Below are 24301 nucleotides of genomic sequence, written 5' to 3' on the forward strand. Positions count from 1 at the left end.
GTGTGGGCTACTTCATCGTGAAACTGCGTAGCAGCGTCAGATCGCCGGCCTTGCGCATCGGCACAACAAACGTCTGCTGGCGTTCGGACGGCGTGTTCTCGTCGGTGATGATGGTGACGGTGGCGGTGGTGATTGCGCTGCGGTCGTTGCCGCTGCCGTAATAGTTCACGTAGACGAGGTACGTGCCGGGCACCGGCGCCGGGTTCGAATAGATCTCCGGCCCGTAGCCGGTGGTGACGTCCACGTCGAGCGCGCCGCCGTTTTCAACCACGCGGTTGCCGTACCAGGCGTGCTGACCGTCGGGCGAGATGACATGCAGGTCGAGATCAGTGGCGTCGGTGTCCCACGCAAGGACCACGCGCAAACGCGGACGCTGCTTGCCGGTGTAGCTGTCGTAGAACTGCACGCGCTTGGCGTCGCCGCGCGCGCTGCGCACCTCGACGCTGTTGCTGCCCGCGCCAAATGCGTACGGACGCGAGAACGCGCCGTCGGCCTCGATGCGTTGGGGCATGGCCACGCCGTTGACGATCAGCGTACCGACCGACGAGCCATCGGCGCCACGGCGGCGACGCGGCTTGTTCTCGTCGGTTGCTGCGGCCGCCTTCGGCTGGTTGCGGATGCGCCCGGCGATCATCGACGCAACGCCCTGCCCTTGCGGCGCGGACACCGACACCGCCGGGTAATGCACGTCCTGCGTGTAGCGGGATTCGTCGCCCGCCGAATTGCGCCAGCCGTTGAGCGGCGCGGCGATCTCGACATTGCCGGTGTCGGTTTGCGCGAGCACGCTGCCCGCGGCCGCAAACGTGGCCAGCGCAATGGCGACGGCGAGACGGAAAGTGGAAGGCGTCATGTGGGTCACGTCAGAAGCGGATCGATTTCATCAGCGCCAGCTCGCCGATCTTGCGCAGCGGCACGCTGACGAACTCGCGCCGCTCGTTGGGCGTGTTCTCGTTATAGATCAGCGTCAGTTGCGCGGTGATGAGATCGCGGTCGTGCGCTTTTTCGTCGAAGTTGTAGCCGCCGGCGTTGAAGTTGCCCCAGTAGTTCACGTAGAACAGCCAGACGCCGGGGCGCGGCGCGGCGGTCGAGAAAATCTCCGGCCCGGCGCCGTCGACGCTGTCCACGTCAAGGCCGCCGCCGTCGGACAGCAGCGGTTGCGCCCAGAACGCGTGATCGCCAATCGGCGAAATGACGTGCATGTCGACCTCGGCGCGCGGGTCGTCCCACGTGAGGACGGCGCGCAGCTTGGCCGACGTCTTGGTGGTGTCGGCCTCGTAGAACTGCAGGCGTTGGCGCGACTGGCCGTCGGCACTGACGATTTCGACGCTGTTCGAGCCGGGGCCGAACGCCCAGGGACGGGCGAAGCGGCCTTCGCCATCGCCATACAGCGGCATGGCGTTGCCGTTGACGACAAGCACCGGCGGGCGGCGCTGCCTGCCGGCCGCGCGAATGCGTCCGGCGATGAGCGTGCGGTACTTTTGCGCGCCGCGGTCCACGGGCGGTTTTGGATACGCCGCGGTGTATTGCTCCAGCTCGTTGGTCAGCTTGCTGTTGCGCCATCCGCCGATCGGCCCTTCCAGATCGGCCACCGGCTCAGCCAGTGCCGAAGCGGCCAGCAGCAGCGCAATGGTGCCCAGCGCCAAGCGCGTCATCCCACTCTTCACAGCAAACCCTCCCCTCGGATCAGGCGACGCGCCATCGCCTCGACAAACTGTTCGTCCTGCCCGCGCGGGTGGCGCGCAAAGGCAAGGTGCAGATATTCGTGCGTCAGCGCGATGCGGTCTTCCTCGGTCGCGAGCCGGTGCACGTAGAGCCGATTGCGGCGTGCATCAGCGTACGGCCGGCCCTCATGCACGACGCACACGGCGGGCAGCGGCGGTGCCTCGTAGCCTGGCTCGGCAGCCAGGCGGGCCGACCAACCCGGCGCGCGCGCCTGCAGCCACTGCTGCGCACCCGCCACCGGCGAGCAATCGCCGGCCACCGGGCTCTGGAACGACGTGAGCGTCGCCTGCGGCCACCACTGCGCGAGGATCGCGTCGAACCCCTGGCCGCGTTGCGCGGCGGCGCGCGCCGCGGTCCAGCTCATCTGGCCGCGCGCGCTGATGGTGCCGTGGTACTGCACGGACTGGCCGGTCAGCACCAGCGCATCGGTAAATTCGGCTGCGTTGCGCGCAGCGGCCTGCGGCGGGCGCGGCAGCACGCGCTGCGTGCGCGAGCTGTCGGCGATGCGGTAGCAGCCCTTGTCACGCGAGGCGTGCTGCACGAGGTAGCTGCGCGCCGCCACGGCCAACGCACGCGCGGCCTGGGGCTCGGCAAGCTCGCCTTCGCGCTCGACCACACGCGCCACGTAGTCGTTCATGCCCAGGCGGCCAGTGATGACAGGCACGTTGTTCGGGCGCGCGAGCGTCAACTCGCCCCGGCTCTCGATCGGCAACGTGTTGCCGTTGACGAAGCGCACGGCGTAGCGGCCTTCCAGGCGACCGGCGGCGACCGGCTTGCCGCTGGCGTCGCGCACCTCGCGAATCGGATAGCGCGCAAAGAAGTCCACCACGACACAGGCATCGTCGTCGGGCACGGGCGTCTGTTCGATCAGCGGCGTCAAGCGCGGTGCGGCAGCGGCCAGCACCTGGTTGCTCGACCCGGCACCGCCGAGCCAGACGGGCGTGCCGTCGGCCAGCCAGCCTGCTGCCCCGCCGATCGACGCGCCGGGCCGCTGCGGGTCGGGCATCGTCCAGGTCTTGGCGCGCAGCAGCCCGCCGAAGTCCGACACCGTGCCCTCGCCACGCCCCACGGTCAGCACAGAGACGAGCGTTTGCGCAGCCGTTTCGCGCCCATCGGCCGGAACGCTGCGCAGCGCGGTGAGCAGATCGGCGACCGGCACGCGATGCGTCGGCTGCATGGCACGCAGCTCGCGCAGCCACGTTGGCGACCCGGCTTGCTGCCAGAAGCGCCGCCAATCCGCGCGGTCCAGCCCGAGACGCGCCGGTTCGAAATAGCGTCCGCACGACTGGATGAGCGCGCGCTCGCGGTCGATGCTGTTGCCGGCGGTGCAGCAGTAGACCTCTTCGGGGTCGTTACCGTGGCACGTGTAGTCGGGCGTGCTGAGGCGGCGCGAGACGAGGTAGCTGTAGACGAAAAGCTTCCAGACGCTGCCGAGCGGTGTTTCGGTGTCGCGCGGCAACGCGGTGGCTTGCGGCACGCCGCCGGCAGGGTCAGCGCTGAACTGCCAGAGCTTGGCGTCATCGCCCTGCAACGCGGCATATTTCAGTGGCGGAATCGGCTGGCCAACCGGCGCGGCGACAGCGTGCCCAGCCTGCCCGCCAAGCGCGCAGGCGCCGGCAGCCCAGAGCAGGCCGGTCAGCACACCACGCGCGAGCAGGCGGGAAAGCATCGCCGATCACTCCACCTTGAACGGATAGCTGGCCGTCTTGCCGTCGCCCTGGAACGCCTTGGCTTCCGGCTGGTACATGCGGAAGTAGCGCACCGGCGGCAGCGCAAAGCGGCCCGGCAGCGAGAAGCGCACCAGCTGGCGCAGCACGGTCGGGCGCTCCAGGGCGGGCACCGGCTGGTTGTACGAGAGCTGGCCCATTTCATACGCGGCCTTGCGCTCGAACGCCTGCGCGCCGTTGCCTTCGTTCGGCTCACCCTTCAGCCCGTCGATCTGGATGCCCCACGTGGTGGCTTCCACTTCGGCGCCCGGCGGCAGCGGCACCTCGACCAGGCCGTAGCGGTACGTGCCCTGGCGCGGCGTCAGCACGACCTCGTCGACGTAGAGCGCGTTGCTGTCGAGCGTGTCGCCCGGCTTGACCGGCTTGGCGGTAAAGGCGATGCCGCTGCTGCTGGTGTCGGCCGCCGGCTGCTTGGGCGCCTTCGGGTCCGGCTTGGCCGGTGCCGAATCGATCGGCTCCAGACGGTACAGCTTGCGCTCCACCGTGATCGGCAGCTTGGAGGCCTCGGCGGCGCGGCTGCGGTACGACACGATGGCCGATTGCGTGGTCACATCGGTCGGCGCCGTCGTCAGGTCCAGCGCGGCGGGGGCTTGCGCGCCGGTCCAGCGCCACGTCGGCACACCGACCGGCGAGCGCGTCGCCTGCCAGCCGCCCGCCGAGACGGCCGGCTGGAGGGTCGCAACGCTGGCGCCTTGCAGGCCGCCCAAACCCTTCTGCAGCCAGACCAGCGCCACCGCGCGATCCATCGTCGGCATGGCGGCGCTGGCGCGGGCCAGCAGCGGTGCCGGGTCGGCAGCCGAGCGGCCACCGCCCATCAGCAGCAGGCTTTGCACCAGCGGGGAATTGTCGGCAGCCAACGCATTGCGCGCCGCGATGTCAGCGGAGACCAGCGCTTCCGGCACCGGCTGGCCGACTTGGCGCATCAGCTGTGCCGTCAGCACCGTCGCCACCTGACGGCCGCGCGGCGAATCCGGCGCCACGAAGATCAGGCTGTCGCCCGCGGCGGGGTCGGCGTCGGCCGACGCCTTGGCGGCCTTGCCGCCGCTGGGTGCAAGCTCGTTCGCCACGCCCGACAGCGGCGTCGCCACGGGCAAGCCCATCTCGTTGGCAAACCACAGCGCCAGCGCGCGGTGCAGCAGCGGCTCGTTCTGGCTGGTGCGCTTGTAGGCTTCGAGCACCTGCTTCCAGTTGTCTGCCGGCAGGCTGATGCCGACCGAGCGGCTGGCAAGCCAATCCGCGTAATACGCATACGACGTGATCAGCGCGCTACTGGTGGTCAGCTCGCCCCACCAGCCGAAGGTGCCGTTGGTGCCGGCCAGCAGTGCCAGACGCTGGCGTTGCGTGCGCAGCAGCGCGTCGACGCCTTGTGTGCCGGCTGGGCCGCCGTCGCCGAGGCGCGTGCCGGTGGCCGCCAGACTCTGTTGGGCCAGTGCCAGCGGGATCAGGCGGCTGGCGGTCTGCTCGGCGCAACCGTACGGATATTCGATGAGGTCATCGGCCACACGAGCAAACTGGCTGGCCGTGTTGCCGACCACGCGCAGACGCACGTCGCGCGCATCGGCGGGCAGGCCCAGCGGGAGGTGCGTGCCTTGCAGCTGCGTGAGCGGGACGACGTTTTCGCGGTCCGCCAGCCAGCCGGTCGCATCCAGCTTGAGCGTGGTCTGCAGGCGGTCCGAAACCTTGTCGTCCTGCTTCAGCTCGGCATTCACCACACCCGCCTGCAGCGCCGTGACGGGCGCGTGCAGGTAGTTGGCGCCGCGCTTGAGCGTCACGCGCTGGTTGATGTTCAGGCCAGCACCCGAGACGATCCAGTCGGCGGTGATGTCCTTGTCGGTCTGGTTAAAGGCGACCATGTCCAGGCGCGGCTGATCGCTTTCGCGGAAGCGCTGCGGGCCGGTCCACTTCAGGTACAGCGGCTTGTCGGAGCGGATGCTCGCCGTGCGCTGGCCAACGATGCCGTCCGATGCGCCGGTCGTGGACACCGCGCGCACCGTGATGCGCCAGCGCGCCAGCGAATCCGGCATTTTGAAGGTCATGCGCGCACGGCCATCGGCGCCGGTCTGCAGGTTGGCGACCCAGGCAGCGGTGTCCTTCTCGTCGCGGCGCGGGCGTTCGAGCACCTTCACGCCACGCTCGTTGTGACGGCCGTACGTGCCGCCCGGCTTGCCCGGCAGCGAGGCGAGCGCGAGGTCATAGCTGATGAAACTCTGGCTCGACGTGGTGCGCACGCTGTTGCGGCGCGGGTGATAGAAGAAGTCGACGATGCTGGGCGCCACTTCAGGCTGCAGCACGTAGATCATTTCGTCGACCACCGAGACAGTCAGGTTGGCCGGCACAGGCTTGCCCGCCAGCGCGCTGGTCAGGTCCAGCGTGACGGTCTCGCCCGGCGCGTAGACGGCCTTGTCCGCATGCACGCCCAGGTCCAGCGTCGGTTGCGTGACGACGATGCCGGCGTTCTGGAACACCATGTCGCCGTCGCGCACGTACAGCACCGAGAACGTCATGTTGGGCGCGAACTCTGCACCGATCTTGATGCGCGCGCGGTACTGCGACGGCGTGACCTTCTGCAGGCTCAGCCATTCGCCGCCGCGCGTGAGCAGCGCGTGGCGCTCGACCTTGTCGCGCTCGAGCGTGAGCAGCGCGTCGTCCACCGGCAGGGGGAACGTGATCAGCGCCTCGGCCGTGTCGCCAATCTGGTAGCGATCGCGGTCGAACACCATCTCGATGTTGCCGGGCACGGTCTGCACGCCGTCGCCCGCCACCCAGTGGCTCGATGCAGCGAGCAGGTTGCCAGCAGCATCACGCACCGACAGCGTGTACGAACCCGGCTGGTCAAACTTGACCGGGAACGTGGCGTTGCCCTTGGCATCCGGCGCGAGCGTGCCTTCGGTGCGGGTACGCGTTTCCAGGCGCACCAGGTCCCACTTGGCGGGCGGCGCGCTGGCACCGCTTGCGCCACCCACCACCGGCATCGGCGTGAGCGTGAACGACACGTTCTGCCCCGGCGTGGTGAAGTTCGACGTGGTCGACAGCTTGTACGGCGTTGCGCCACGGGCGATCAGCAATTCGCGCGTGACCTTCACGCGGTACGCCGCGCCATCGTTGGCAAACACGGTCACGACGTAGCGGCTCGGTTCCTTGGCGGCGGGCAGTTCCAGCTTGGCGTTGCCGTCGCCATCGGTGACAAGCTCCTGCTGCTCCAGCTTGACGGGGAACAGGCCCGCGTAACGCAGCTCGCCTTCCACCATCGTCACCTGTTGCGCGCGCAGGCTGACCGACACCTTGCCGTTCTTGACCGGCTTGCCGTCCGGATAGCGCAGGCTGATCTTGCCCTTGACCGCTTCGCCCGTGCCGTAGCTGGCCTTGTCGAGCGACAGGTTCACGTCAAAGTGCGGCTTGATGTATTCGGCCACGCGGAAGGCGCCGCCGTATGTGCCGCCGTTGTAGTCGAAGCGCAGCGAGTAGCCGCCGGCCGGCGCGTTGGACGGCAGCGTAAAGCGCGCGTCAGCGCCCGTCTCGCCCGTCAGGCGCGTGGTCGTCGTAGCCACCGGCGCACCATTCGGGTCGAGCACTTGCAGCTTGATGTCGCCGGCCGCCGGCGCGGTCGACTCGGTTGCGTTCTTGAAGTTGCGACCGATGAACTTGACGCTGACTTCGTCGCCCGGGCGATACAGCGGGCGATCGGTGAAGGCGTACAGCTTGGTGTTGTAGATCTCGCTGTCGTAATAGAAATTCTCGGAGATGAACACGCCGCCCGCGCGGTCGCTGCCGATCACGTAGCTGCGTTCAGGCGACACGTGGCGCAGGTCGGCCGTGCCGTCCGCTTCGGTGGTGCCTGAGGCCAGCACGCCTACGCCGTCTGTCCAGTTCACCGATGCACCGCTGACCGGCTTGCCGCTCTTGCGCTCGGCCGTCCACACCATCATCCCTTGCGACGTGCCCTTGGTGACGGCCACGGTGTCCGACACGAACAGCAGCGTATGCGCACGGTACGCGCCAATCACGGCTTCAACGATGTACAGACCCGCTGGCAGCTTGCCGACCGGGATCATCACGTTGCCGGCGTTCTGCGGCATCCATTCGCTGCTGCTGCCTTCGAGCTTCACGTCCTTGGGCGGCGCGATCGGCTTGGCATCCCAGATCGGGTAGCGGAAGCGGCCCAGCAGCTCGTAGCCCTTGAGCGGCGCGTATTGCGGGTTGTTCGAGAAGCGCGTGGGCGCGGTCATCTGGTCGCCCATGCTGAACTGCGGCGCGGTCTCCACGGCCTTGCTGCGTGTGGCGAACGACAACACGCGCTGCCAGGCACGGCGGGCCTGGCGCGTCCAGTTGTCCCACAGATAGGCGAGCGTGTTGGCCAGGCCTTCGCCCGTGTAGTTGGCCTTGACGTCGATGCGGTGCAGGTTCTTCTGCGCCTTCAGAAACTCCAGCGGCTGCGGCACGCGGTAGACGAGGATGTCTGCGCCGCCGTAGCGGGAGAGTTCGTCCTTGTATTCGCGGCCCGGGGCTTCGAGGCGGACCAGCGCTTCCTGATCGGTGCCGTAGCTCGCATCCGACAGCAGGAAGAACGGCTGCCCCTTGATCGGCTCGTAGCCGCTGCCCGGTACGTCGAACAGCGTTGGGTTCGGCGCTTCCGGCGCGTCAGCCGCGTGCGCTGCGGGCACCGAAGTGACCAACGCCAGCACCGTCACGCAGACGGCGGCAACGAGATTGAACGACAGCCAACGGTTGCGCATGAGTTTTTCTACCGTGTCAAAAAGGCCAGACGAAACACGCCGATGAAGTTGGGGTTGCCGCTCTGCGGCTGCCAGCGCGAGTCTTTCCATTGCATCAGTTCAGAAACCGGGACCGCGCGCAGGCCGTTGTCGGTGCGGGTGACGGTGCCGGTGTGGTAAGCGATGTAGCGATCCATCCAGATCATCAGATGCTGGTCGTCGCCTTGATCGAAGAAGAGCAGATCGCCCGGGAGCGCCTGGTTGACGTCCTTGGCGACGAAGCGGCTGTTCTGCTGGATGAGCCCAAGCGCCGAGACATACGCACCGGTGCTGCCATCGAAGCGTGCCCACCGCTGCGTGAGCGTGCGCTGGGCGGGCGTGAGATTCAGCTCGGGCGGCAGTTGCCGTGTGGATTCCGCGTCGCGCATGCCGTTGGCGCGCAGCCAGCGGGTGTCGTGCGGGCGCAGCGCCTCGCCGGCGGCAAAGCGTACGAGGCCGGCGCAGTCACGGTGCGTCCAGCGCGGGGTCGGGCCTTGGCGGAGCTGCTCGTTGACGATGCGCACGAACCACGCGCGAAACACGCTCGATTGGTCCGCAGTAAGGGCATCGGTATCGGCGGGCGCCGTGTCGGCCCAGCCCGACAGCGCATGTACAGACGGAGCGAGCAGGCAGGCGCCCGCCGCCGTCAACCAACGGCGGCGGTTCAACGCGGCGGCCTGGGCGCGCAAGGTCATTGCTGCGTGCTGGTGTTGTCTTCGGAGGCGAGCGCCGCAGGGGCTTGCGCTGCCGTTGCGTCAGCCGGCGGCGGCGTTCCGTCTCCACCGGCAGGCAGGCCGCGTCCGCTGGAAAGCCACGTCACCGGCACCCAACCGCGCGCCGACGGCACACCGCCGTCCAGCGCCAGCGATACCGGCGCATATCGCGACAACGCCTTGAGTTTCGGGAACAGATGCGTCTGCGCGGCGTTCAGGAACACCGCTTCCTGATCGGCGGGCAGCGCGGCCCCGGCTTCGCGGCGAACGAGCGGCGCGAGCGACGCGGGCGTCATCGTCAGGACGATGCGATCGGTCTTGTCCTTCGGCAGGCTATCGGCCACGGCGGGGAAGCGTTTGGCGAGCACCGCCAGGGCGTCTTCGACGAGACGCGCGTCCGGCGAAAACACCACCACATCGCCCGCAATCGCCAGCGTGACGGGGAAGTAGCGATCGGCCGACAGCTGCGCCGCAAACGGGGCTCCGGCCGATTGCGCCGTACCGTAGCGCGCGCTGACCGGGCGCTGCCACAGCGTGGCGTTGGCGGGCCCCTGCTTTGTCGTCACCGGCAGGCGCTTGTACGGACCGGACTTGTCGTCCGCCTGCGCCTTGGCTTCGTACGAACCGACAATCTGGCCGAACAGCGCGCCCAGCGCCGGCTTGACCGCCTCAGCCTGCGACGCCGACGACAGCTTCGCCACGAACAACGGCGCCACCAGCGACGACTTGCCGTACCAGCACGCAGCCGCCGGGCCCGCAAATGCATCGCCGACATGCGCGGCGGCTTCGCTGATCTCCTTGGCATCGCCGGCCACGGACTTCAGCAGCGTGCCAGCGGCTTTCCAGTCAACCGGCAGCGTCGCGCACGCGGCAGGGTCAGACGGCAGGGCACGCCAGAGCCCGGCGTTGTCCCACTTGGCAGAAAGCCGGGCCGGGTCGATGAGCGCGGCGCTCTGCCAGCCGTTGCCCGCGCCGTCCTTGGCCGTACCGAAGTCGAAACGCAACGCTTCAATGCCGGGGAAATACTGCTGATAACCGAAAGACAGATAGTTGGCGCTCACCACGACGTGATGGCCCGTCGGCTCCTGCGCGGGCAGTGCGTACGCCGTGCCTTGCACATTGCGCTTGCCGGCATCGTCAGAGAACAGCGCCGCCAGCGCGTTCGCCTGCTTGGAAATCGGCTTGCCGTCCTTGTCCAGCAGCATGCCCGGCTCGGACAGCGCGATCAGCCGGTCGCCCTTGCTGGCAATCAGGATCGAACGCGTGGCTGAAAGCCTGAGCGCATAGACCGGCGCGCCCGAATCACCCAGTCCATCGGCGACCTTGCTGAGCTGCGCATCGCTCGTCGCCACGGTGGCGACGGCTTCCAGCGCCTTGGCCAGGCCGTTGCGCTGCATCGAGAGCACCCAGTAGCGCAGCTTGTCGTCCGGGCCACGCCACAGCATGACGCGCGCGGGCTCGTCAAACACGTGCTTGAGCACCGTCTCGGCCAGGTCGAGCTTCTGCTCGTACGCCAGGCGGCGCAGCGCACCGGCCACCGAGAGGCGGTCTTCGTTGCCTTCGTAATAGGCGACGAAATCTTCGGTCAGCACGTCGCGCAGCAGCGGCACACGCAGCACGTCGCGCGGCAGTTGCGACAGGCTCTGGCTGTCGATCAGGGCGTCGGGATAGGTGAGGTCGAGCTGGACCTGGCGGGCGTGCAGCGCGCGCGTGCGGCCAAATGGGTGCCAGACCATCTGCACCACCGCCGCGCCGGCAACGACCAGGGCGACCGCACCAACGGCGATCTGCTTGCGTGTGAGCTTCATGGAGGAATCGTCGGCAAGACTGGAGGGGCCGGCGACTTGCAGGAACCTGCTCCGCTGGAGGGCGCGCAGATTGTAAAAAGTGCCGGTCTATAACCGCGAAATCATAGCGGTTGGCATGTTAAGGCGGGTTAACGTCTCAAGAAAATACGAATCGGGCGACGCCGGTGTTGCGTAGCGTCTGCACACAGCGCCTAGCCAAAATACGGGCAAAAAAAAAGCCCGGCACGTGGCCGGGCTTTGATGGTGTTGCAAGCGATCGCTTACGCGTCGCCTTCTTGCTGAACAGCAGGCGTTTCGAAGATCGAAGCGGCTTCCTCTTCGGCAATCGCTGCAGCGCGGTCGCGGTCGGCCACTTCCTTCGCCTTGCGGGCGCGGTGGTAGGCCAAGCCGGTACCGGCCGGGATCAGACGGCCGACGATGACGTTTTCCTTCAGACCACGCAGGTCGTCGACCTTGCCCATGATGGCGGCTTCGGTCAGCACGCGCGTGGTTTCCTGGAACGACGCCGCCGAGATGAAGCTGTCGGTCGACAACGATGCCTTCGTAATACCCAGCAACAGGTTTTCGTAGGTCGCCGGACGCTTGCCCAGCGCGATCACCTTGTCGTTCTCGTCGAGCAGGTCCGAACGCTCCACCTGTTCACCCGGGATGAAGCGGGTGTCGCCGGTATCGACGATCTGCACGCGGCGCAGCATCTGACGAACAATCACTTCGATGTGCTTGTCGTTGATCTTCACGCCTTGCAGACGGTACACGTCCTGCACTTCGTCGACGATGTAGGTCGCCAGCTCTTCCACGCCCTTCAGACGCAGGATGTCGTGCGGGTCGGCCGGGCCTTCGACGATCATTTCGCCCTTGTTGACCACCTGGCCGTCGTGCACCAGCACCTGCTTTTCCTTGGCGATCAGGAACTCGTGGGCATTGCCGTCGAGATCCGTAATCACCAGGCGCTGCTTGCCCTTGGTGTCCTTACCGAACGAAACCGTACCGGTGACTTCCGCCAGCACGGCGGCGTCCTTCGGCGAACGGGCTTCGAACAGTTCGGCCACACGCGGCAGACCACCGGTAATGTCACGCGTCTTCTGCGATTCGGTCGGGATACGTGCAAGCACTTCACCCACGTGCACTTGCTGACCGTCCTTCACGGTGATCAGCGCGCCCACCTGGAAGCCGATGGTCACGGAGTGGTCCGTGCCCGGGATCTTCACTTCGGCGCCCGACGAGTCGAGCAGCTTCACCTGCGGCCGGATGCCCTTCGTGGCAGCGGTACGACGCTTCGCATCGATCACCACCAGCGTCGACAGACCGGTCACTTCGTCCATCTGCTTGGCGACGGTCACGCCTTCTTCGACGTTCTCGAACTTGATGGTGCCCGAGTACTCCGAAATGATCGGACGCGTCAGCGGATCCCACGTGGCGAGCTGCGTGCCGGCCTTGATGGACTGACCATCCTTGACCAGCAGCGTCGCGCCGTACGTGATCTTGTGGCGCTCACGCTCACGGCCGTGGTCGTCGGTGATCAGGGCTTCGCCCGAACGCGAGATGACGATCTGCTCGCCCTTCGCGTTGGTGACGTAACGCATGGTCGCCGTGAAACGCACGGTACCGGTTGCCTTCGCTTCCACGCTCGATGCCACTGCCGCACGCGATGCCGCACCACCGATGTGGAACGTACGCATCGTCAGCTGCGTGCCCGGCTCACCGATCGACTGAGCAGCGATCACACCGACTGCTTCACCGGAGTTCACCAGCACACCGCGGCCGAGGTCGCGACCGTAGCACTTGGCGCACAGGCCGTAACGCGTGTCGCAGGACAGCGGCGTGCGGACCTTCACCTCGTCCACGCCGAGCGCGTCGATCAGGTCCACCATGTCTTCGTCGAGCAGCGTGCCGGCTTCGATCGCGGTTTCCTGCGTTTCCGGGTTCACCACGTCGTTGACGACCACGCGGCCCAGGATACGGTCGCGCAGGGCTTCGATCACTTCACCGCCTTCGACCAGGGCCTTCATGGCCACGCCGTTGGAGGTGCCGCAATCGTCTTCCACCACCACCAGATCCTGCGTCACGTCGACCAGACGACGGGTCAGGTAACCCGAGTTCGCGGTCTTCAGTGCCGTATCCGCCAGACCCTTACGTGCACCGTGGGTCGAGATGAAGTACTGCAGAACGTTCAGGCCTTCGCGGAAGTTCGCGGTAATCGGCGTCTCGATAATCGAGCCGTCCGGCTTGGCCATCAGGCCACGCATACCGGCGAGCTGACGGATCTGCGCTGCGGAACCCCGTGCGCCCGAGTCGGCCATCATGTAGATGGAGTTGAACGACTCTTGCTTGACGGTGTTGCCGTTGCGGTCGACCACGTCTTCGGTCTGGAGCTGCTCCATCATCGCCTTGCCCACCTGGTCGCCGGCGGCGCCCCAGATGTCCACGACGTTGTTGTAACGCTCCTGGTCCGTCACCAGACCCGACATGTACTGCTTGTCGTATTCCTTCACCTTGGCGGCTGCCTCGGAGATGATCTTCTCCTTGGCCGGCGGCACCAGCATGTCGTCGATGGCGATCGAGATACCGGCGCGCGTTGCCAGGCGGAAGCCCGACTGCAGCAGCTTGTCGGCGAAGATCACGGTTTCGCGCAGACCGCACTTGCGGAATGCCGTGTTGATCAGGCGCGAAATTTCCTTCTTCTTCAGCGGCTTGTTCAGCACCGAGAACGGCAGACCCTTCGGCAGGATCTCCGACAGGATCGCGCGGCCGACCGTGGTCGATTGCAGCGTGATCTTCGGTGCAAAACGGGCGTCGCCGTCGGCTTCCGGGTTCACCAGCTCATACTCGGTGATCCGCACGTTCACGCGCGAAGCCAGTTCGACTTCCTTGTTCTCGTAGGCGCGGATCACTTCCGAGATGTCAGCGAAGGTCATGCCCTCGCCCTTGCCGTTGATCTTGTCGCGGGTCGTGTAGTACAGACCCAGCACCACGTCTTGCGACGGCACGATCGACGGATCGCCGTTGGCCGGGAACAGCACGTTGTTCGACGCCAGCATCAGCGTGCGCGCTTCCATCTGCGCTTCGAGCGACAGCGGAACGTGAACAGCCATCTGGTCACCGTCGAAGTCGGCGTTGAACGCCGCGCAGACCAGCGGGTGCAGCTGGATGGCCTTGCCTTCGATCAGCACCGGCTCGAACGCCTGGATACCCAGACGGTGCAGCGTCGGCGCACGGTTCAGCATCACCGGGTGTTCGCGGATCACCTCTTCGAGGATGTCCCACACCACCGGCGTCTGGCTTTCCACTTCCTTCTTCGCCGCCTTGATCGTGGTGGCGATGCCCATCGTTTCGAGCTTGTGGAAGATGAACGGCTTGAACAGCTCGAGCGCCATCAGCTTGGGCAGGCCGCACTGGTGCAGCTTCAGCGTCGGGCCCACCACGATGACCGAACGGCCCGAGTAGTCCACGCGCTTGCCCAGCAGGTTCTGACGGAAACGGCCGCCCTTACCCTTGATCATTTCAGCCAGCGACTTCAGCGGACGCTTGTTGGCGCCGGTCATCGCCTTGCCGCGACGGCCGTTGTCCAGCAGCGAGTCCACCGCTTCCTGCAGCATGCGCTTTTCGTTGCGCACGATGATCTCCGGCGCCTTCAGCTCGAGCAGACGCTTCAGACGATTGTTCCGGTTGATCACGCGGCGATACAGGTCGTTCAGGTCCGACGTGGCGAAACGGCCGCCGTCCAGCGGCACCAGCGGACGCAGCTCGGGCGGCAGCACCGGCAGCACTTCGAGGATCATCCAGTCCGGCTTGATGCCCGAACGCTGGAATGCCTCGAGCACCTTCAGGCGCTTGGCGAACTTCTTGATCTTGGCTTCCGAGCCCGTAGCTTGCAGCTCGGCGCGGATCGTCTCGATCTGCTTCTCGATGTCGATGCCGCGCAGCAGCTCGCGAATGCCTTCGGCGCCCATCATGGCGACGAATTCGCCTTCACCGTACTCGTCGCACTTGGCCAGGTAGTCGTCTTCCGACATGATCTGGCTCTTCTTGAGCGCGGTCATGCCCGGCTCCACCACGACGAATGCTTCGAAGTACAGCACGCGCTCGATGTCGCGCAGCGTCATGTCGAGCACCATGCCCAGACGCGACGGCAGCGACTTCAGGAACCAGATGTGCGCGGTCGGCGCAGCCAGTTCAATGTGGCCCATGCGCTCACGGCGCACCTTGGCCAGCGTCACTTCAACGCCGCACTTCTCGCAGATCACGCCACGGTGCTTCAGGCGCTTGTACTTGCCGCACAGGCACTCGTAGTCCTTGATCGGGCCGAAGATCTTGGCGCAGAACAGACCGTCACGCTCGGGCTTGAACGTACGGTAGTTGATGGTCTCAGGCTTCTTGACTTCGCCGAACGACCACGAACGGATTTTCTCAGGCGACGCGAGGCCGATCTTGATCGCGTCAAACTGCTCTTCTTGCTGTACCTGACGGAATAGGTCGAGCAATGCTTTCATTCCAAACTCCTTGAGTTTGAGGCTGGCGCCTTGGTGTGACCCAAAGGCGCCAGCCCTAAATCTTCGTCAATGGCTGCTGTTACCAGGGCATGGCGATGTTGCCGCCACGCCCTCACCGCATCGGCGCTTAGTTGCGCTCGAGGTCGATGTCGATACCCAGCGAGCGGATTTCCTTCACCAGCACGTTGAACGATTCCGGCATGCCGGCATCGATCGAGTGCTCGCCCTTGACGATGTTCTCGTACACCTTGGTCCGGCCGTTCACGTCATCCGACTTCACGGTCAGCATTTCCTGCAGCACGTAGGACGCGCCGTACGCTTCGAGTGCCCACACTTCCATTTCACCGAAACGCTGGCCACCGAACTGGGCCTTACCGCCCAACGGCTGCTGCGTCACCAGCGAGTACGGACCGGTCGAACGCGCGTGCATCTTGTCGTCGACCAAGTGGTGCAGCTTCAGCATGTGCATCACGCCCAGCGTGACCGGACGCTCGAAGGCTTCACCGGTGCGACCATCGAACAGCGTGACCTGCTGCTTGGAAGCGGTCAGGCCCTTCTCCTTCGCGATGTCTTCCGGATAGGCGAGGTCCAGCATGCGGCGGATTTCATCCTCATGCGCACCATCGAACACCGGCGTCGCGAACGGCACGCCCTTCTTCAGGTTCTCGGCCAGCTCGAGGATTTCAGCGTCGGACAGGCTATCCAGATCTTCAACCTTGCCGCTTTCGTTGTAGATCTGCTCCAGCAGCTTGCGGATCTCGGCAGCCTTGGCTTGCGCCTTGAGCATGTTGCCGATGCGCTCGCCCAGACCGCGCGCGGCCCAGCCCAGGTGGGTTTCGAGAATCTGACCCACGTTCATCCGCGAAGGCACGCCCAGCGGGTTCAGCACGATGTCAGCAGGTGTGCCGTCGGCCATGTAGGGCATGTCTTCGATCGGGGTGATCTTCGACACAACACCCTTGTTACCGTGACGACCAGCCATCTTGTCGCCAGGCTGCAGACGACGCTTCACGGCCAGGTACACCTTGACCATCTTGATCACGCCCGGCGGCAGTTCGTCGCCTTGCGTGAGCTTCTTGCGCTTCTCTTCGAACGCGAGGTCGAAGTCGTGGCGCTTCTGCTCGATGGCGACCTTCACGGCTTCCAGCTGCAGTGCGACTTCGTCTTCTGCCGGGCGGATGTCGAACCAGTGCCACTTGTCCAGATCGGCCAGGTATTCCTTCGTGAGCGCGGTGCCCTTGGCCAGCTTCTTCGGGCCGCCGTTGGCAACCTTGCCCACCAGCAGACGCTCCAGACGCTGGAAGGCATCGCCTTCCACGATACGCAGCTGGTCGTTCAGGTCCAGGCGGTAACGCTTCAGCTCTTCGTCGATGATCGACTGGGCGCGCTTGTCACGCACCACGCCTTCACGCGTGAAGACCTGCACGTCGATCACGGTACCGCTCATGCCCGACGGCACGCGCAGCGAGGTGTCCTTCACGTCGGACGCCTTCTCACCGAAGATCGCACGCAGCAGCTTCTCTTCCGGCGTCAGCTGGGTCTCGCCCTTGGGCGTGACCTTGCCGACCAGCACGTCACCGGCTTCTACTTCGGCGCCGATGTACGTGATGCCCGACTCGTCCAGGCGGGCCAGCTGGGCTTCGGCCAGGTTCGAGATGTCGCGCGTGATTTCTTCCGGTCCGAGCTTGGTGTCACGGGCAACGACCGACAGCTCCTCGATGTGGATCGAGGTGTAGCGGTCTTCAGCCACGACACGCTCCGAGATCAGGATCGAATCTTCGAAGTTGTAGCCGTTCCAGGGCATGAACGCGACCAGCATGTTCTGGCCGAGCGCCAGCTCGCCCATGTCGGTCGAGGCGCCGTCGGCAATCACGTCGCCGCGGGCAACGATGTCGCCCACCTTCACCATCGGACGCTGATTGATGTTCGTGTTCTGGTTCGAACGCGTGTACTTGATCAGGTTGTAGATGTCCACGCCGACTTCACCGGTCACGGCTTCGTCGTCGTTCACTCGGATCACCACGCGGTTCGCGTCAACATAGTCGACCACGCCGCCACGGGTTGCCTGCACGGCGGTACCCGAGTCCACTGCCACGGTGCGCTCGACGCCCGTACCCACGAGCGGCTTGTCCGCACGCAGGCAAGGCACGGCCTGACGCTGCATGTTTGCGCCCATCAGTGCACGGTTTGCATCATCGTGCTCGAGGAACGGCACCAGCGATGCTGCAGCCGACACGATCTGCGACGGTGCCACGTCGATGTACTGCACGCGGTCCGGCGTGACCATACGGGTTTCACGCTCGCTGCCTTCACGCGCGGAGACCAGTTCGTCGATCAGGTTGCCGTCCTTGTCCAGCGTCGCGTTGGCCTGCGCCACCACGTACTTGCCTTCCTCGATGGCCGACAGGTAATCCACCTGGTCGGTCAGCTTGCCGTTTTCAACCTTGCGGTACGGCGTTTCGAGGAAGCCGTAGTCGTTCAGCTGTGCATACAGCGCCAGCGAGTTGATCAGACCAATGTTCGGACCTTCCGGCGTTTCGATCGGGCACACGCGGCCATAGTGGGTCGGGTGCACGTCACGGACTTCAAAGCCCGCACGCTCGCGCGTCAGACCGCCCGGGCCCAGTGCCGAAATACGACGCTTGTGCGTGACTTCCGACAGCGGGTTGGTCTGGTCCATGAACTGCGACAGCTGCGACGAACCGAAAAACTCGCGAATCGCCGACGAAATCGGCTTCGAGTTGATCAGGTCGTGCGGCATCAGGTTTTCCGTTTCGGCCTGGCCCAGACGTTCCTTCACGGCACGCTCAACGCGCGACAGACCGGCGCGGAATTGGTTTTCCGCCAGTTCGCCGACGCAACGCACACGACGGTTGCCGAGGTGGTCGATATCGTCCACTTCGCCCTTGCCGTTACGCAGGTTCACGAGCAGCTTGATCGTGTCGAGGATGTCCTCGTCGGTCAGCACCATCGGGCCGGTACCGGTCGAGCGGTTCAGGCGGCTGTTGACCTTCATGCGGCCAACGCGCGACAGGTCGTACGAGTCTTCGCTGTAGAACAGACGTTGGAACAGCGCTTCGACGGCGTCTTCGGTCGGCGGCTCGCCCGGGCGCATCATGCGGTAGATCGCGATACGCGCGGCGGTCTGGTCGGCCGTGTCGTCCGTGCGCAGCGTGGCCGACATGTACGGACCTTGATCCAGGTCGTTCGTGTACAGCGTCTGGATTTCCTTCACGCCGGCGTCGCGCAGCTTCTCGAGCACGCCTTCGGTCAGTTCGTCGTTGGCGTTGGCCAGGACTTCACCGGTATCCGGATCGACGATGTTCTTCGCCAGCACGCGGCCCAGCAGGTAGTCTTCCGGCACGCTGATCAGCTTGGTGCCAGCCGAGTCCAGGTCGCGGATGTGCTTGGCGTTGATGCGCTTGTCCTTCTCGACGACGACCTTGCCGTTCTTGTCGGAAATGTCGAAGCGAGCGACTTCACCGCGCAGACGCTCGGGCACGAATTCCATCAGTGCGCCTTCGGTCTTCAGCGTGAAGTTATCGAACACGAAGAAGTGCGCCAGGATCTGTTCCGGCGTCAGGCCGATCGACTTCAGCAGGATCGTCACCGGCATCTTGCGGCGGCGGTCAACGCGGAAGTACAGGATGTCCTTCGGGTCGAATTCAAAGTCGAGCCACGAGCCGCGGTACGGAATGATCCGCGCCGAGAACAGCAGCTTGCCCGAGCTGTGCGTCTTGCCCTTGTCGTGTTCGAAGAACACGCCAGGCGAACGGTGCAGCTGGGACACGATCACACGTTCCGTACCGTTGATCACGAACGAACCGGTGGACGTCATGAGCGGAATTTCGCCCATGTAGACTTCCTGCTCCTTGATCTCCTTGACCTTGGTGGGATTCTCGCGGTCGTTGATGATCAAGCGCACTTTTGCGCGCAGCGCCGAGTGGAAGGTCAGACCACGCTGCTGACATTCCTTGACGTCAAACGGCGGGTTGGACAGGTGGTACGACACGAACTCCATGCGTGCCAAACCATTGTGCGACACGATGGGGAAAATGGCGTTGAACGCCGCTTGCAGACCTTCGCTCTTGCGTTGTGCAACAGGAGCGTTCTCCTGCAAGAACTGGGCATACGATTGAATCTGGGTGGCAAGCAGGAAGGGAACCTGATGAACCGTTGCGCGTTTCGCGAAACTCTTGCGAATACGCTTTTTCTCGGTAAAGCTGTACGCCATGGGATCTCCGAATCATCGCAAGTGCGCGCGACGGACTTAAGGCGATAAGGCACGCCTGACACTTGAGGTGTTCAGCGACTGGTGACGGGATTTGGCGGTTGGCCGCTACCAACCTCTGGCTGACGGTACTGCGCGCGCCGCCCGCACATGGGCCCATGGAGCCCATGCTACGGACGGGGGAGTACCCGACCAAACTTGCCTTCTGCAGTCGGTTCAGAAGACAAACATCAGCGGACTGCGAACTGCCTAGTGTGCCACTGATGTTTGACCTCTGCTGGCCTTGTCCAGGCCGGCTGCCGGAAAACCCGGCAAAGAGACTTCAACAATACTTACAGCGTGATTTCGGGATCGCTCAACAACCGGTCCCACAAGCGCAAAAAGGCTGGCGCCGGGAAATCTCCCTTTGCCAGCCTCTATCGCGTACCGGATGCGGCACGCGAGACCTGCACTTACTTGGCTTCGGCTTCCGCGCCGGCTTCCACCAGCTTCTTCACCAGCTCGTCGGCGGTCTTCTTGTCGACGCCTTCCTTCACGGGCTTCGGTGCGCCATCGACCAGGTCCTTGGCTTCCTTCAGGCCCAGGCCGGTGATTTCACGCACGGCCTTGATGACGCCAACCTTGTTCGCGCCGGCGCTCTTCAGCGTCACGGTGAATTCGGTTTGCTCTTCAGCAGCAGCAGCGCCACCAGCAGCAGCCGGACCGGCCACGGCCACGGCAGCAGCCGACACGCCAAACTTCTCTTCGAACGCCTTGACCAGGTCGTTCAGTTCCATCACGGACATCGCGCCAACGGCTTCCAGGATGTCGTCTTTGGTGATTGCCATTTGAATAACTCCAGAATGTGATTCGGTATCGATCGTGCGATCTGTACGCGGTGATGCGGCAGCCGATCAGGCCGCTGCAGCCTCGCCTTCGCCTTGCTTGGCAGCCAGGGCACCCAGGGCGCGGGCAAAGCCCGACACCGGCGCCTGCATGACGAACAGCAGCTTGCTGAGCAGTTCCTCGCGGCTCGGGATCGTTGCCAGCGCCTTCACGGCGTCGACGTCGAGAACCTTGCCATCGTACGAACCAGCGCGCAGCACCAGCTTGTCATTGCCCTTGGCGAAATCGTTCAGCACCTTGGCCGGGGCCACTGCGTCTTCGGAAATACCGTAGATCAGCGGGCCAGTCAGTTGCTCGGCGAGTTCGGCAAACGGCGTGCCTTCAACAGCGCGGCGTGCCAGCGTGTTCTTCAGAACACGCAGGTAGACGCCTTGCTGGCGCGCTTGCGCGCGCAGCTTGGTCAGATCGCCAACCGTGATACCGCGATATTCGGCGACGACGATGGTCGAGGCCTTGGCGACTTGCGCCGTTACCTCGGCCACGACGGCCTTCTTATCTTCGAGATTGAGTGCCACGGTTAAGCTCCAAAACGACTTCGGTTTCCGCAGTTACTGCGTTCACCTCGGTCAGTCCAAAAGTACGGCGTCCGATTGGCACAAATCACTTCGGCAATACCAAAGTCACTCATTCCCTTCGGGGGCGCCATCTGCGTTGGCTGAAGTCCGTCTCCGTTTCCGGAGCGGGCTGCGATTAAGGTGTTGGCTCCAAGGAGCCCCACACCGCCAACGGTCTTTGATAACCAGCGGCGTCGGCCTGCTTGCGCAGACGTCTGCCACTGCCCAAAGTCTTGCCCCTCAAGCTTCGAGGGTCCGCGCGGCCGAAGCCACGCGAGAGAAAGCTACTAACACCAGGATGGTTATCGGGCCACCCGGTGCGAATGATCGAGAGCGATCAGGCAGCCAGGGTTGCCTGGTCAACACGCACGCCCACGCCCATCGTCGACGAGACGGCGACCTTGCGCAGGTACACGCCCTTGCTCGACGCCGGCTTGGCCTTGGTCAGTGCGTCCAGCAGTGCAGCCAGGTTGCTCTTCAGCGCTGCCGGCTCGAACGAGCGGCGGCCGATGGTGGCGTGGATGATACCGGCCTTGTCGACACGGAATTGCACCTGACCAGCCTTGGCGTTCTTCACGGCCGTGGCAACGTCCGGCGTCACGGTGCCGACCTTCGGGTTCGGCATCAGGCCACGCGGGCCCAGGATCTGACCCAGCGTACCGACCACGCGCATCGTATCCGGCGAAGCGATCACGACGTCGAAGTCCATCTTGCCGGCCTTGATCTGCTCGGCGAGGTCTTCCATGCCGACGATCTCAGCGCCAGCAGCCTTGGCTTGCTCGGCCTTGTCGCCTTGGGCGAACACGGCCACGCGCACCGACTTGCCGGTACCGGCAGGCAGCACCACCGAACCACGAACCACCTGGTCCGACTTCTTCGCATCGATGCCCAGTTGCACAGCCACGTCGATGGACTCATCGAACTTGGCGCTGGCGCATTCCTGAACGAGGCTCAGTGCTTCGTCAATCGGGTAGAGCTTGGTACGTTCGACCTTGGCCTTGTTCGCGGCCGCACGCTTCGAAATCTTTGCCATGATTACAGGCCCTCCACCGTGATACCCATCGAACGGGCGCTACCGGCGATCGTGCGCACGGCGGCGTCCAGATCAGCTGCGGTAAGGTCAGCGTTCTTCGCCTTGGCGATTTCCTCTGCCTGAGCGCGGGTGATCTTGCCAACCTTGTCGGTATGCGGCTTGGCGGAACCCTTCTGGATACCGGCAGCCTTCTTGATGAGCACGGTCGCCGGCGGCGACTTCATCACGAAGGTGAAGCTCTTGTCGGCGAAGGCGGTGATCACCACCGGCACCGGCAGGCCCGGTTCCATACCTTGAGTCTGCGCGTTGAACGCCTTGCAGAACTCCATGATGTTCAGACCGCGCTGACCCAGGGCCGGGCCGACGGGCGGGGACGGATTTGCTTTACCAGCCGGAATTTGCAGCTTGATAAAGCCAATAATTTTCTTGGCCATCTTGACTCCAATCCGGATTGCCTAGCTCAAACGACTATGGCAATCCTGTTGAGTGGTAACGCACCGGCGCAAGGCCGACGCTCCTCTGTTGGCGCAGGTGACTTTGGCACCGTTGCCCACCAAGTCCAACGGACCGGGCGATTGGCGCAGTGGCTTGCGCCACCACTCCGAATTTCTTAAACCTTCTCGACCTGACCGAACTCGAGTTCGACCGGCGTCGCGCGCCCGAAGATCGTCACGGAAACGCGCAGACGCGATTTCTCGTAGTTCACTTCTTCGACGTTGCCGTTGAAGTCGGTGAACGGGCCCTCCTTCACGCGCACCATTTCGCCCACTTCGAACAGCGTCTTGGGCCGCGGCTTCTCGACCCCTTCCTGGATCTGGGCCATGATCTTGTCGACTTCGCTCTTGGAAATCGGCGAGGGGCGATTGCCCGTACCGCCAATGAAACCCGTCACCTTGGAAGTGTTCTTCACCAAGTGCCAGGTCTCGTCGGTCATTTCCATTTCGACAAAGACGTAGCCGGGGAACAGGCGGCGCTCCGTCACGGTCTTGCGACCGCTCTTGCTCTCCATCACCTCTTCCGACGGCACCAGAATCTGGCCGAACAGATGTTGCAGGCCTTCGCGCTCGATGCGCTCCTGCAGCGCTCGTTGCACACTTTTTTCCATGCCCGAATAGGCATGCACGACATACCAGCGCTTCTTCGAGGCCGGTGCGGACGAATCCGTGGACGTGTCGTTCGCTACGTTATCCGTCATGGCTTCACCCGATTATTTCCAGCCCAACACGAGCGAGAAAATCACCCACTCGATGAGCTTGTCCGCAGACCACAGGAACAAGGCCATGATCACGACGAACGCGAACACCAGACCGGTCATCTGCCCGGCTTCCTTGCGCGTCGGCCACACCACCTTGCGAACTTCGCGGTAGGACTCACGCGCGAACTCGATGAAGCCTTGCCCAGGTGCGGACATCAGCGCAACGCCCGCGCCCAGCACCAGCCCGCCGATCAGCGAGGCAGCGCGGACATAGCTTGGCTGTTGCGCCAGCAAGTAAAAACCGATCACTCCAGCAACCAGCAGCAGGAACGCCAAGACCAGCAGCCACTTGCCGCTGGCGGTGTTGACGGTTTCGACGTTCGGATTGGCCATGTTTCCCAAACGAGACTAAGCCGCGTGGCGCGTTTTCCTGCGCGACGCGGCTGATGAATTGGCAGGGGCAGAGGGAATCGAACCCCCAACCTTCGGTTTTGGAGACCGACGCTCTGCCAGTTGAGCTATACCCCTAAAACAGCTTTGGGGTTGCCATTCGGTCAACCCCACTCTGGCACTTCACGTGCGGCCGGTTGGCAGCCGCACGGAAGAGTTACAGCACTTACTCGATGATCTTAGCGACGACGCCGGCACCGACGGTACGGCCGCCTTCACGGATAGCGAAGCGCAGGCCTTCTTCCATGGCGATCGGCGCGATCAGCTTGACAGTGATCGACACGTTGTCGCCCGGCATGACCATTTCTTTGTCGGCCGGCAGTTCGATCGAGCCAGTCACATCCGTCGTACGGAAGTAGAACTGTGGACGATAGTTGTTGAAGAACGGCGTGTGACGGCCGCCTTCGTCCTTCGACAGGATGTAGACCTCGCCCGTGAAGTGCGTGTGCGGCTTGATCGAGCCCGGCTTGCACAGCACTTGGCCGCGCTCGACGTCTTCGCGCTTCGTGCCGCGCAGCAGAATACCGACGTTGTCGCCTGCTTGACCTTGGTCCAGCAGCTTGCGGAACATTTCCACGCCCGTGCAGGTGGTCTTTTGCGTGGCTTTGATACCGACGATTTCCAGTTCTTCGCCAACCTTGACCACACCGCGCTCGATACGGCCGGTCACCACGGTGCCGCGACCCGAGATCGAGAACACGTCTTCCACCGGCATCAGGAACGTACCGTCAACAGCGCGCTC

15 protein-coding genes and 1 tRNA gene are annotated in these 24301 nt (G+C 64.5%); all 16 read right to left on the reverse strand.

Annotated elements, in window-relative coordinates; translation table 11 throughout:
- Positions 1-7 precede the first annotated feature (7 nt).
- Entirely contained in the window at positions 8-850 is an 843-nt protein-coding gene (locus tag N511_RS0116375; RefSeq protein WP_027680279.1) for a YfaP family protein, read from the reverse strand.
- 10 nt (positions 851-860) lie between these two features.
- The gene (locus tag N511_RS0116380) at positions 861-1652 is read right to left on the reverse strand and encodes a YfaP family protein (RefSeq protein WP_027680280.1); all 792 of its coding nucleotides are present in this window, start codon (positions 1650-1652) and stop codon (positions 861-863) included.
- An 8-nt stretch (positions 1653-1660) separates the two neighbouring features.
- Positions 1661-3391, reverse strand: coding sequence for a YfaQ family protein (locus N511_RS0116385; protein WP_027680281.1), 1731 nt, complete (start codon positions 3389-3391; stop codon positions 1661-1663).
- Between the two features lie 6 nt (positions 3392-3397).
- The gene (locus tag N511_RS0116390; protein ID WP_027680282.1) at positions 3398-8182 is read right to left on the reverse strand and encodes an alpha-2-macroglobulin family protein; all 4785 of its coding nucleotides are present in this window, start codon (positions 8180-8182) and stop codon (positions 3398-3400) included.
- Positions 8183-8190: 8 nt separating this feature from the next.
- Positions 8191-8895 (reverse strand): DUF1175 domain-containing protein, encoded by a 705-nt coding sequence (locus tag N511_RS0116395; RefSeq protein WP_027680283.1) that lies wholly within the window; start codon positions 8893-8895, stop codon positions 8191-8193.
- Positions 8892-10721: a DUF2138 domain-containing protein gene (locus tag N511_RS0116400; RefSeq protein ID WP_027680284.1), complete on the reverse strand. Its 1830-nt coding sequence runs from the start codon at positions 10719-10721 to the stop codon at positions 8892-8894. The genes N511_RS0116395 and N511_RS0116400 overlap by 4 nt, the downstream gene beginning before the upstream one ends.
- Before the next feature lie 260 nt (positions 10722-10981).
- The gene (rpoC, locus tag N511_RS0116405) at positions 10982-15211 is read right to left on the reverse strand and encodes a DNA-directed RNA polymerase subunit beta' (protein ID WP_009241878.1); all 4230 of its coding nucleotides are present in this window, start codon (positions 15209-15211) and stop codon (positions 10982-10984) included.
- Positions 15212-15338: 127 nt separating this feature from the next.
- Positions 15339-19445 carry a DNA-directed RNA polymerase subunit beta gene (gene rpoB, locus N511_RS0116410; protein WP_027680285.1) on the reverse strand — a complete coding sequence of 1369 codons (4107 nt, stop codon included), beginning with the start codon at positions 19443-19445 and terminating at the stop codon, positions 15339-15341.
- 449 nt (positions 19446-19894) lie between these two features.
- Entirely contained in the window at positions 19895-20269 is a 375-nt protein-coding gene (gene rplL, locus N511_RS0116415; protein ID WP_004634456.1) for a 50S ribosomal protein L7/L12, read from the reverse strand.
- A gap of 66 nt (positions 20270-20335) precedes the next feature.
- The gene (gene rplJ, locus N511_RS0116420) at positions 20336-20842 is read right to left on the reverse strand and encodes a 50S ribosomal protein L10 (protein WP_004634455.1); all 507 of its coding nucleotides are present in this window, start codon (positions 20840-20842) and stop codon (positions 20336-20338) included.
- A 376-nt stretch (positions 20843-21218) separates the two neighbouring features.
- The gene (rplA, locus tag N511_RS0116425) at positions 21219-21914 is read right to left on the reverse strand and encodes a 50S ribosomal protein L1 (protein ID WP_027680286.1); all 696 of its coding nucleotides are present in this window, start codon (positions 21912-21914) and stop codon (positions 21219-21221) included.
- A gap of 2 nt (positions 21915-21916) precedes the next feature.
- Positions 21917-22348: a 50S ribosomal protein L11 gene (gene rplK, locus N511_RS0116430; protein ID WP_004634453.1), complete on the reverse strand. Its 432-nt coding sequence runs from the start codon at positions 22346-22348 to the stop codon at positions 21917-21919.
- A 176-nt stretch (positions 22349-22524) separates the two neighbouring features.
- A complete protein-coding gene (gene nusG, locus N511_RS0116435; RefSeq protein WP_004634452.1) occupies positions 22525-23109 on the reverse strand; it encodes a transcription termination/antitermination protein NusG in 585 nt (194 codons plus the stop codon).
- A 12-nt stretch (positions 23110-23121) separates the two neighbouring features.
- Positions 23122-23502, reverse strand: coding sequence for a preprotein translocase subunit SecE (gene secE, locus N511_RS0116440; RefSeq protein ID WP_027680287.1), 381 nt, complete (start codon positions 23500-23502; stop codon positions 23122-23124).
- 59 nt (positions 23503-23561) lie between these two features.
- Positions 23562-23637 (reverse strand) — tRNA-Trp (locus N511_RS0116445).
- Between the two features lie 88 nt (positions 23638-23725).
- A partial coding sequence (locus tag N511_RS0116450; RefSeq protein WP_027680288.1) for an EF-Tu/IF-2/RF-3 family GTPase occupies positions 23726-24301 on the reverse strand: 576 nt, incomplete at its 5' end.

Origin of the sequence: Ralstonia sp. UNC404CL21Col, assembly GCF_000620465.1 — a bacterium.
GTDB lineage: Bacteria > Pseudomonadota > Gammaproteobacteria > Burkholderiales > Burkholderiaceae > Ralstonia > Ralstonia flatus.

What these genes read in the sequence shown, in the direction of transcription:
- N511_RS0116375 (WP_027680279.1), bottom strand. Translation starts at nt 850, where the DNA reads ATGACGCCTTCCACTTTCCGTCTCGCCGTCGCCATTGCGCTGGCCACG.
- N511_RS0116380 (WP_027680280.1), bottom strand. Translation starts at nt 1,652, where the DNA reads ATGACGCGCTTGGCGCTGGGCACCATTGCGCTGCTGCTGGCCGCTTCG.
- N511_RS0116385 (WP_027680281.1), bottom strand. Translation starts at nt 3,391, where the DNA reads ATGCTTTCCCGCCTGCTCGCGCGTGGTGTGCTGACCGGCCTGCTCTGG.
- N511_RS0116390 (WP_027680282.1), bottom strand. Translation starts at nt 8,182, where the DNA reads ATGCGCAACCGTTGGCTGTCGTTCAATCTCGTTGCCGCCGTCTGCGTG.
- N511_RS0116395 (WP_027680283.1), bottom strand. Translation starts at nt 8,895, where the DNA reads ATGACCTTGCGCGCCCAGGCCGCCGCGTTGAACCGCCGCCGTTGGTTG.
- N511_RS0116400 (WP_027680284.1), bottom strand. Translation starts at nt 10,721, where the DNA reads ATGAAGCTCACACGCAAGCAGATCGCCGTTGGTGCGGTCGCCCTGGTC.
- rpoC (WP_009241878.1), bottom strand. Translation starts at nt 15,211, where the DNA reads ATGAAAGCATTGCTCGACCTATTCCGTCAGGTACAGCAAGAAGAGCAG.
- rpoB (WP_027680285.1), bottom strand. Translation starts at nt 19,445, where the DNA reads ATGGCGTACAGCTTTACCGAGAAAAAGCGTATTCGCAAGAGTTTCGCG.
- rplL (WP_004634456.1), bottom strand. Translation starts at nt 20,269, where the DNA reads ATGGCAATCACCAAAGACGACATCCTGGAAGCCGTTGGCGCGATGTCC.
- rplA (WP_027680286.1), bottom strand. Translation starts at nt 21,914, where the DNA reads ATGGCAAAGATTTCGAAGCGTGCGGCCGCGAACAAGGCCAAGGTCGAA.
- rplK (WP_004634453.1), bottom strand. Translation starts at nt 22,348, where the DNA reads ATGGCCAAGAAAATTATTGGCTTTATCAAGCTGCAAATTCCGGCTGGT.
- nusG (WP_004634452.1), bottom strand. Translation starts at nt 23,109, where the DNA reads ATGACGGATAACGTAGCGAACGACACGTCCACGGATTCGTCCGCACCG.
- secE (WP_027680287.1), bottom strand. Translation starts at nt 23,502, where the DNA reads ATGGCCAATCCGAACGTCGAAACCGTCAACACCGCCAGCGGCAAGTGG.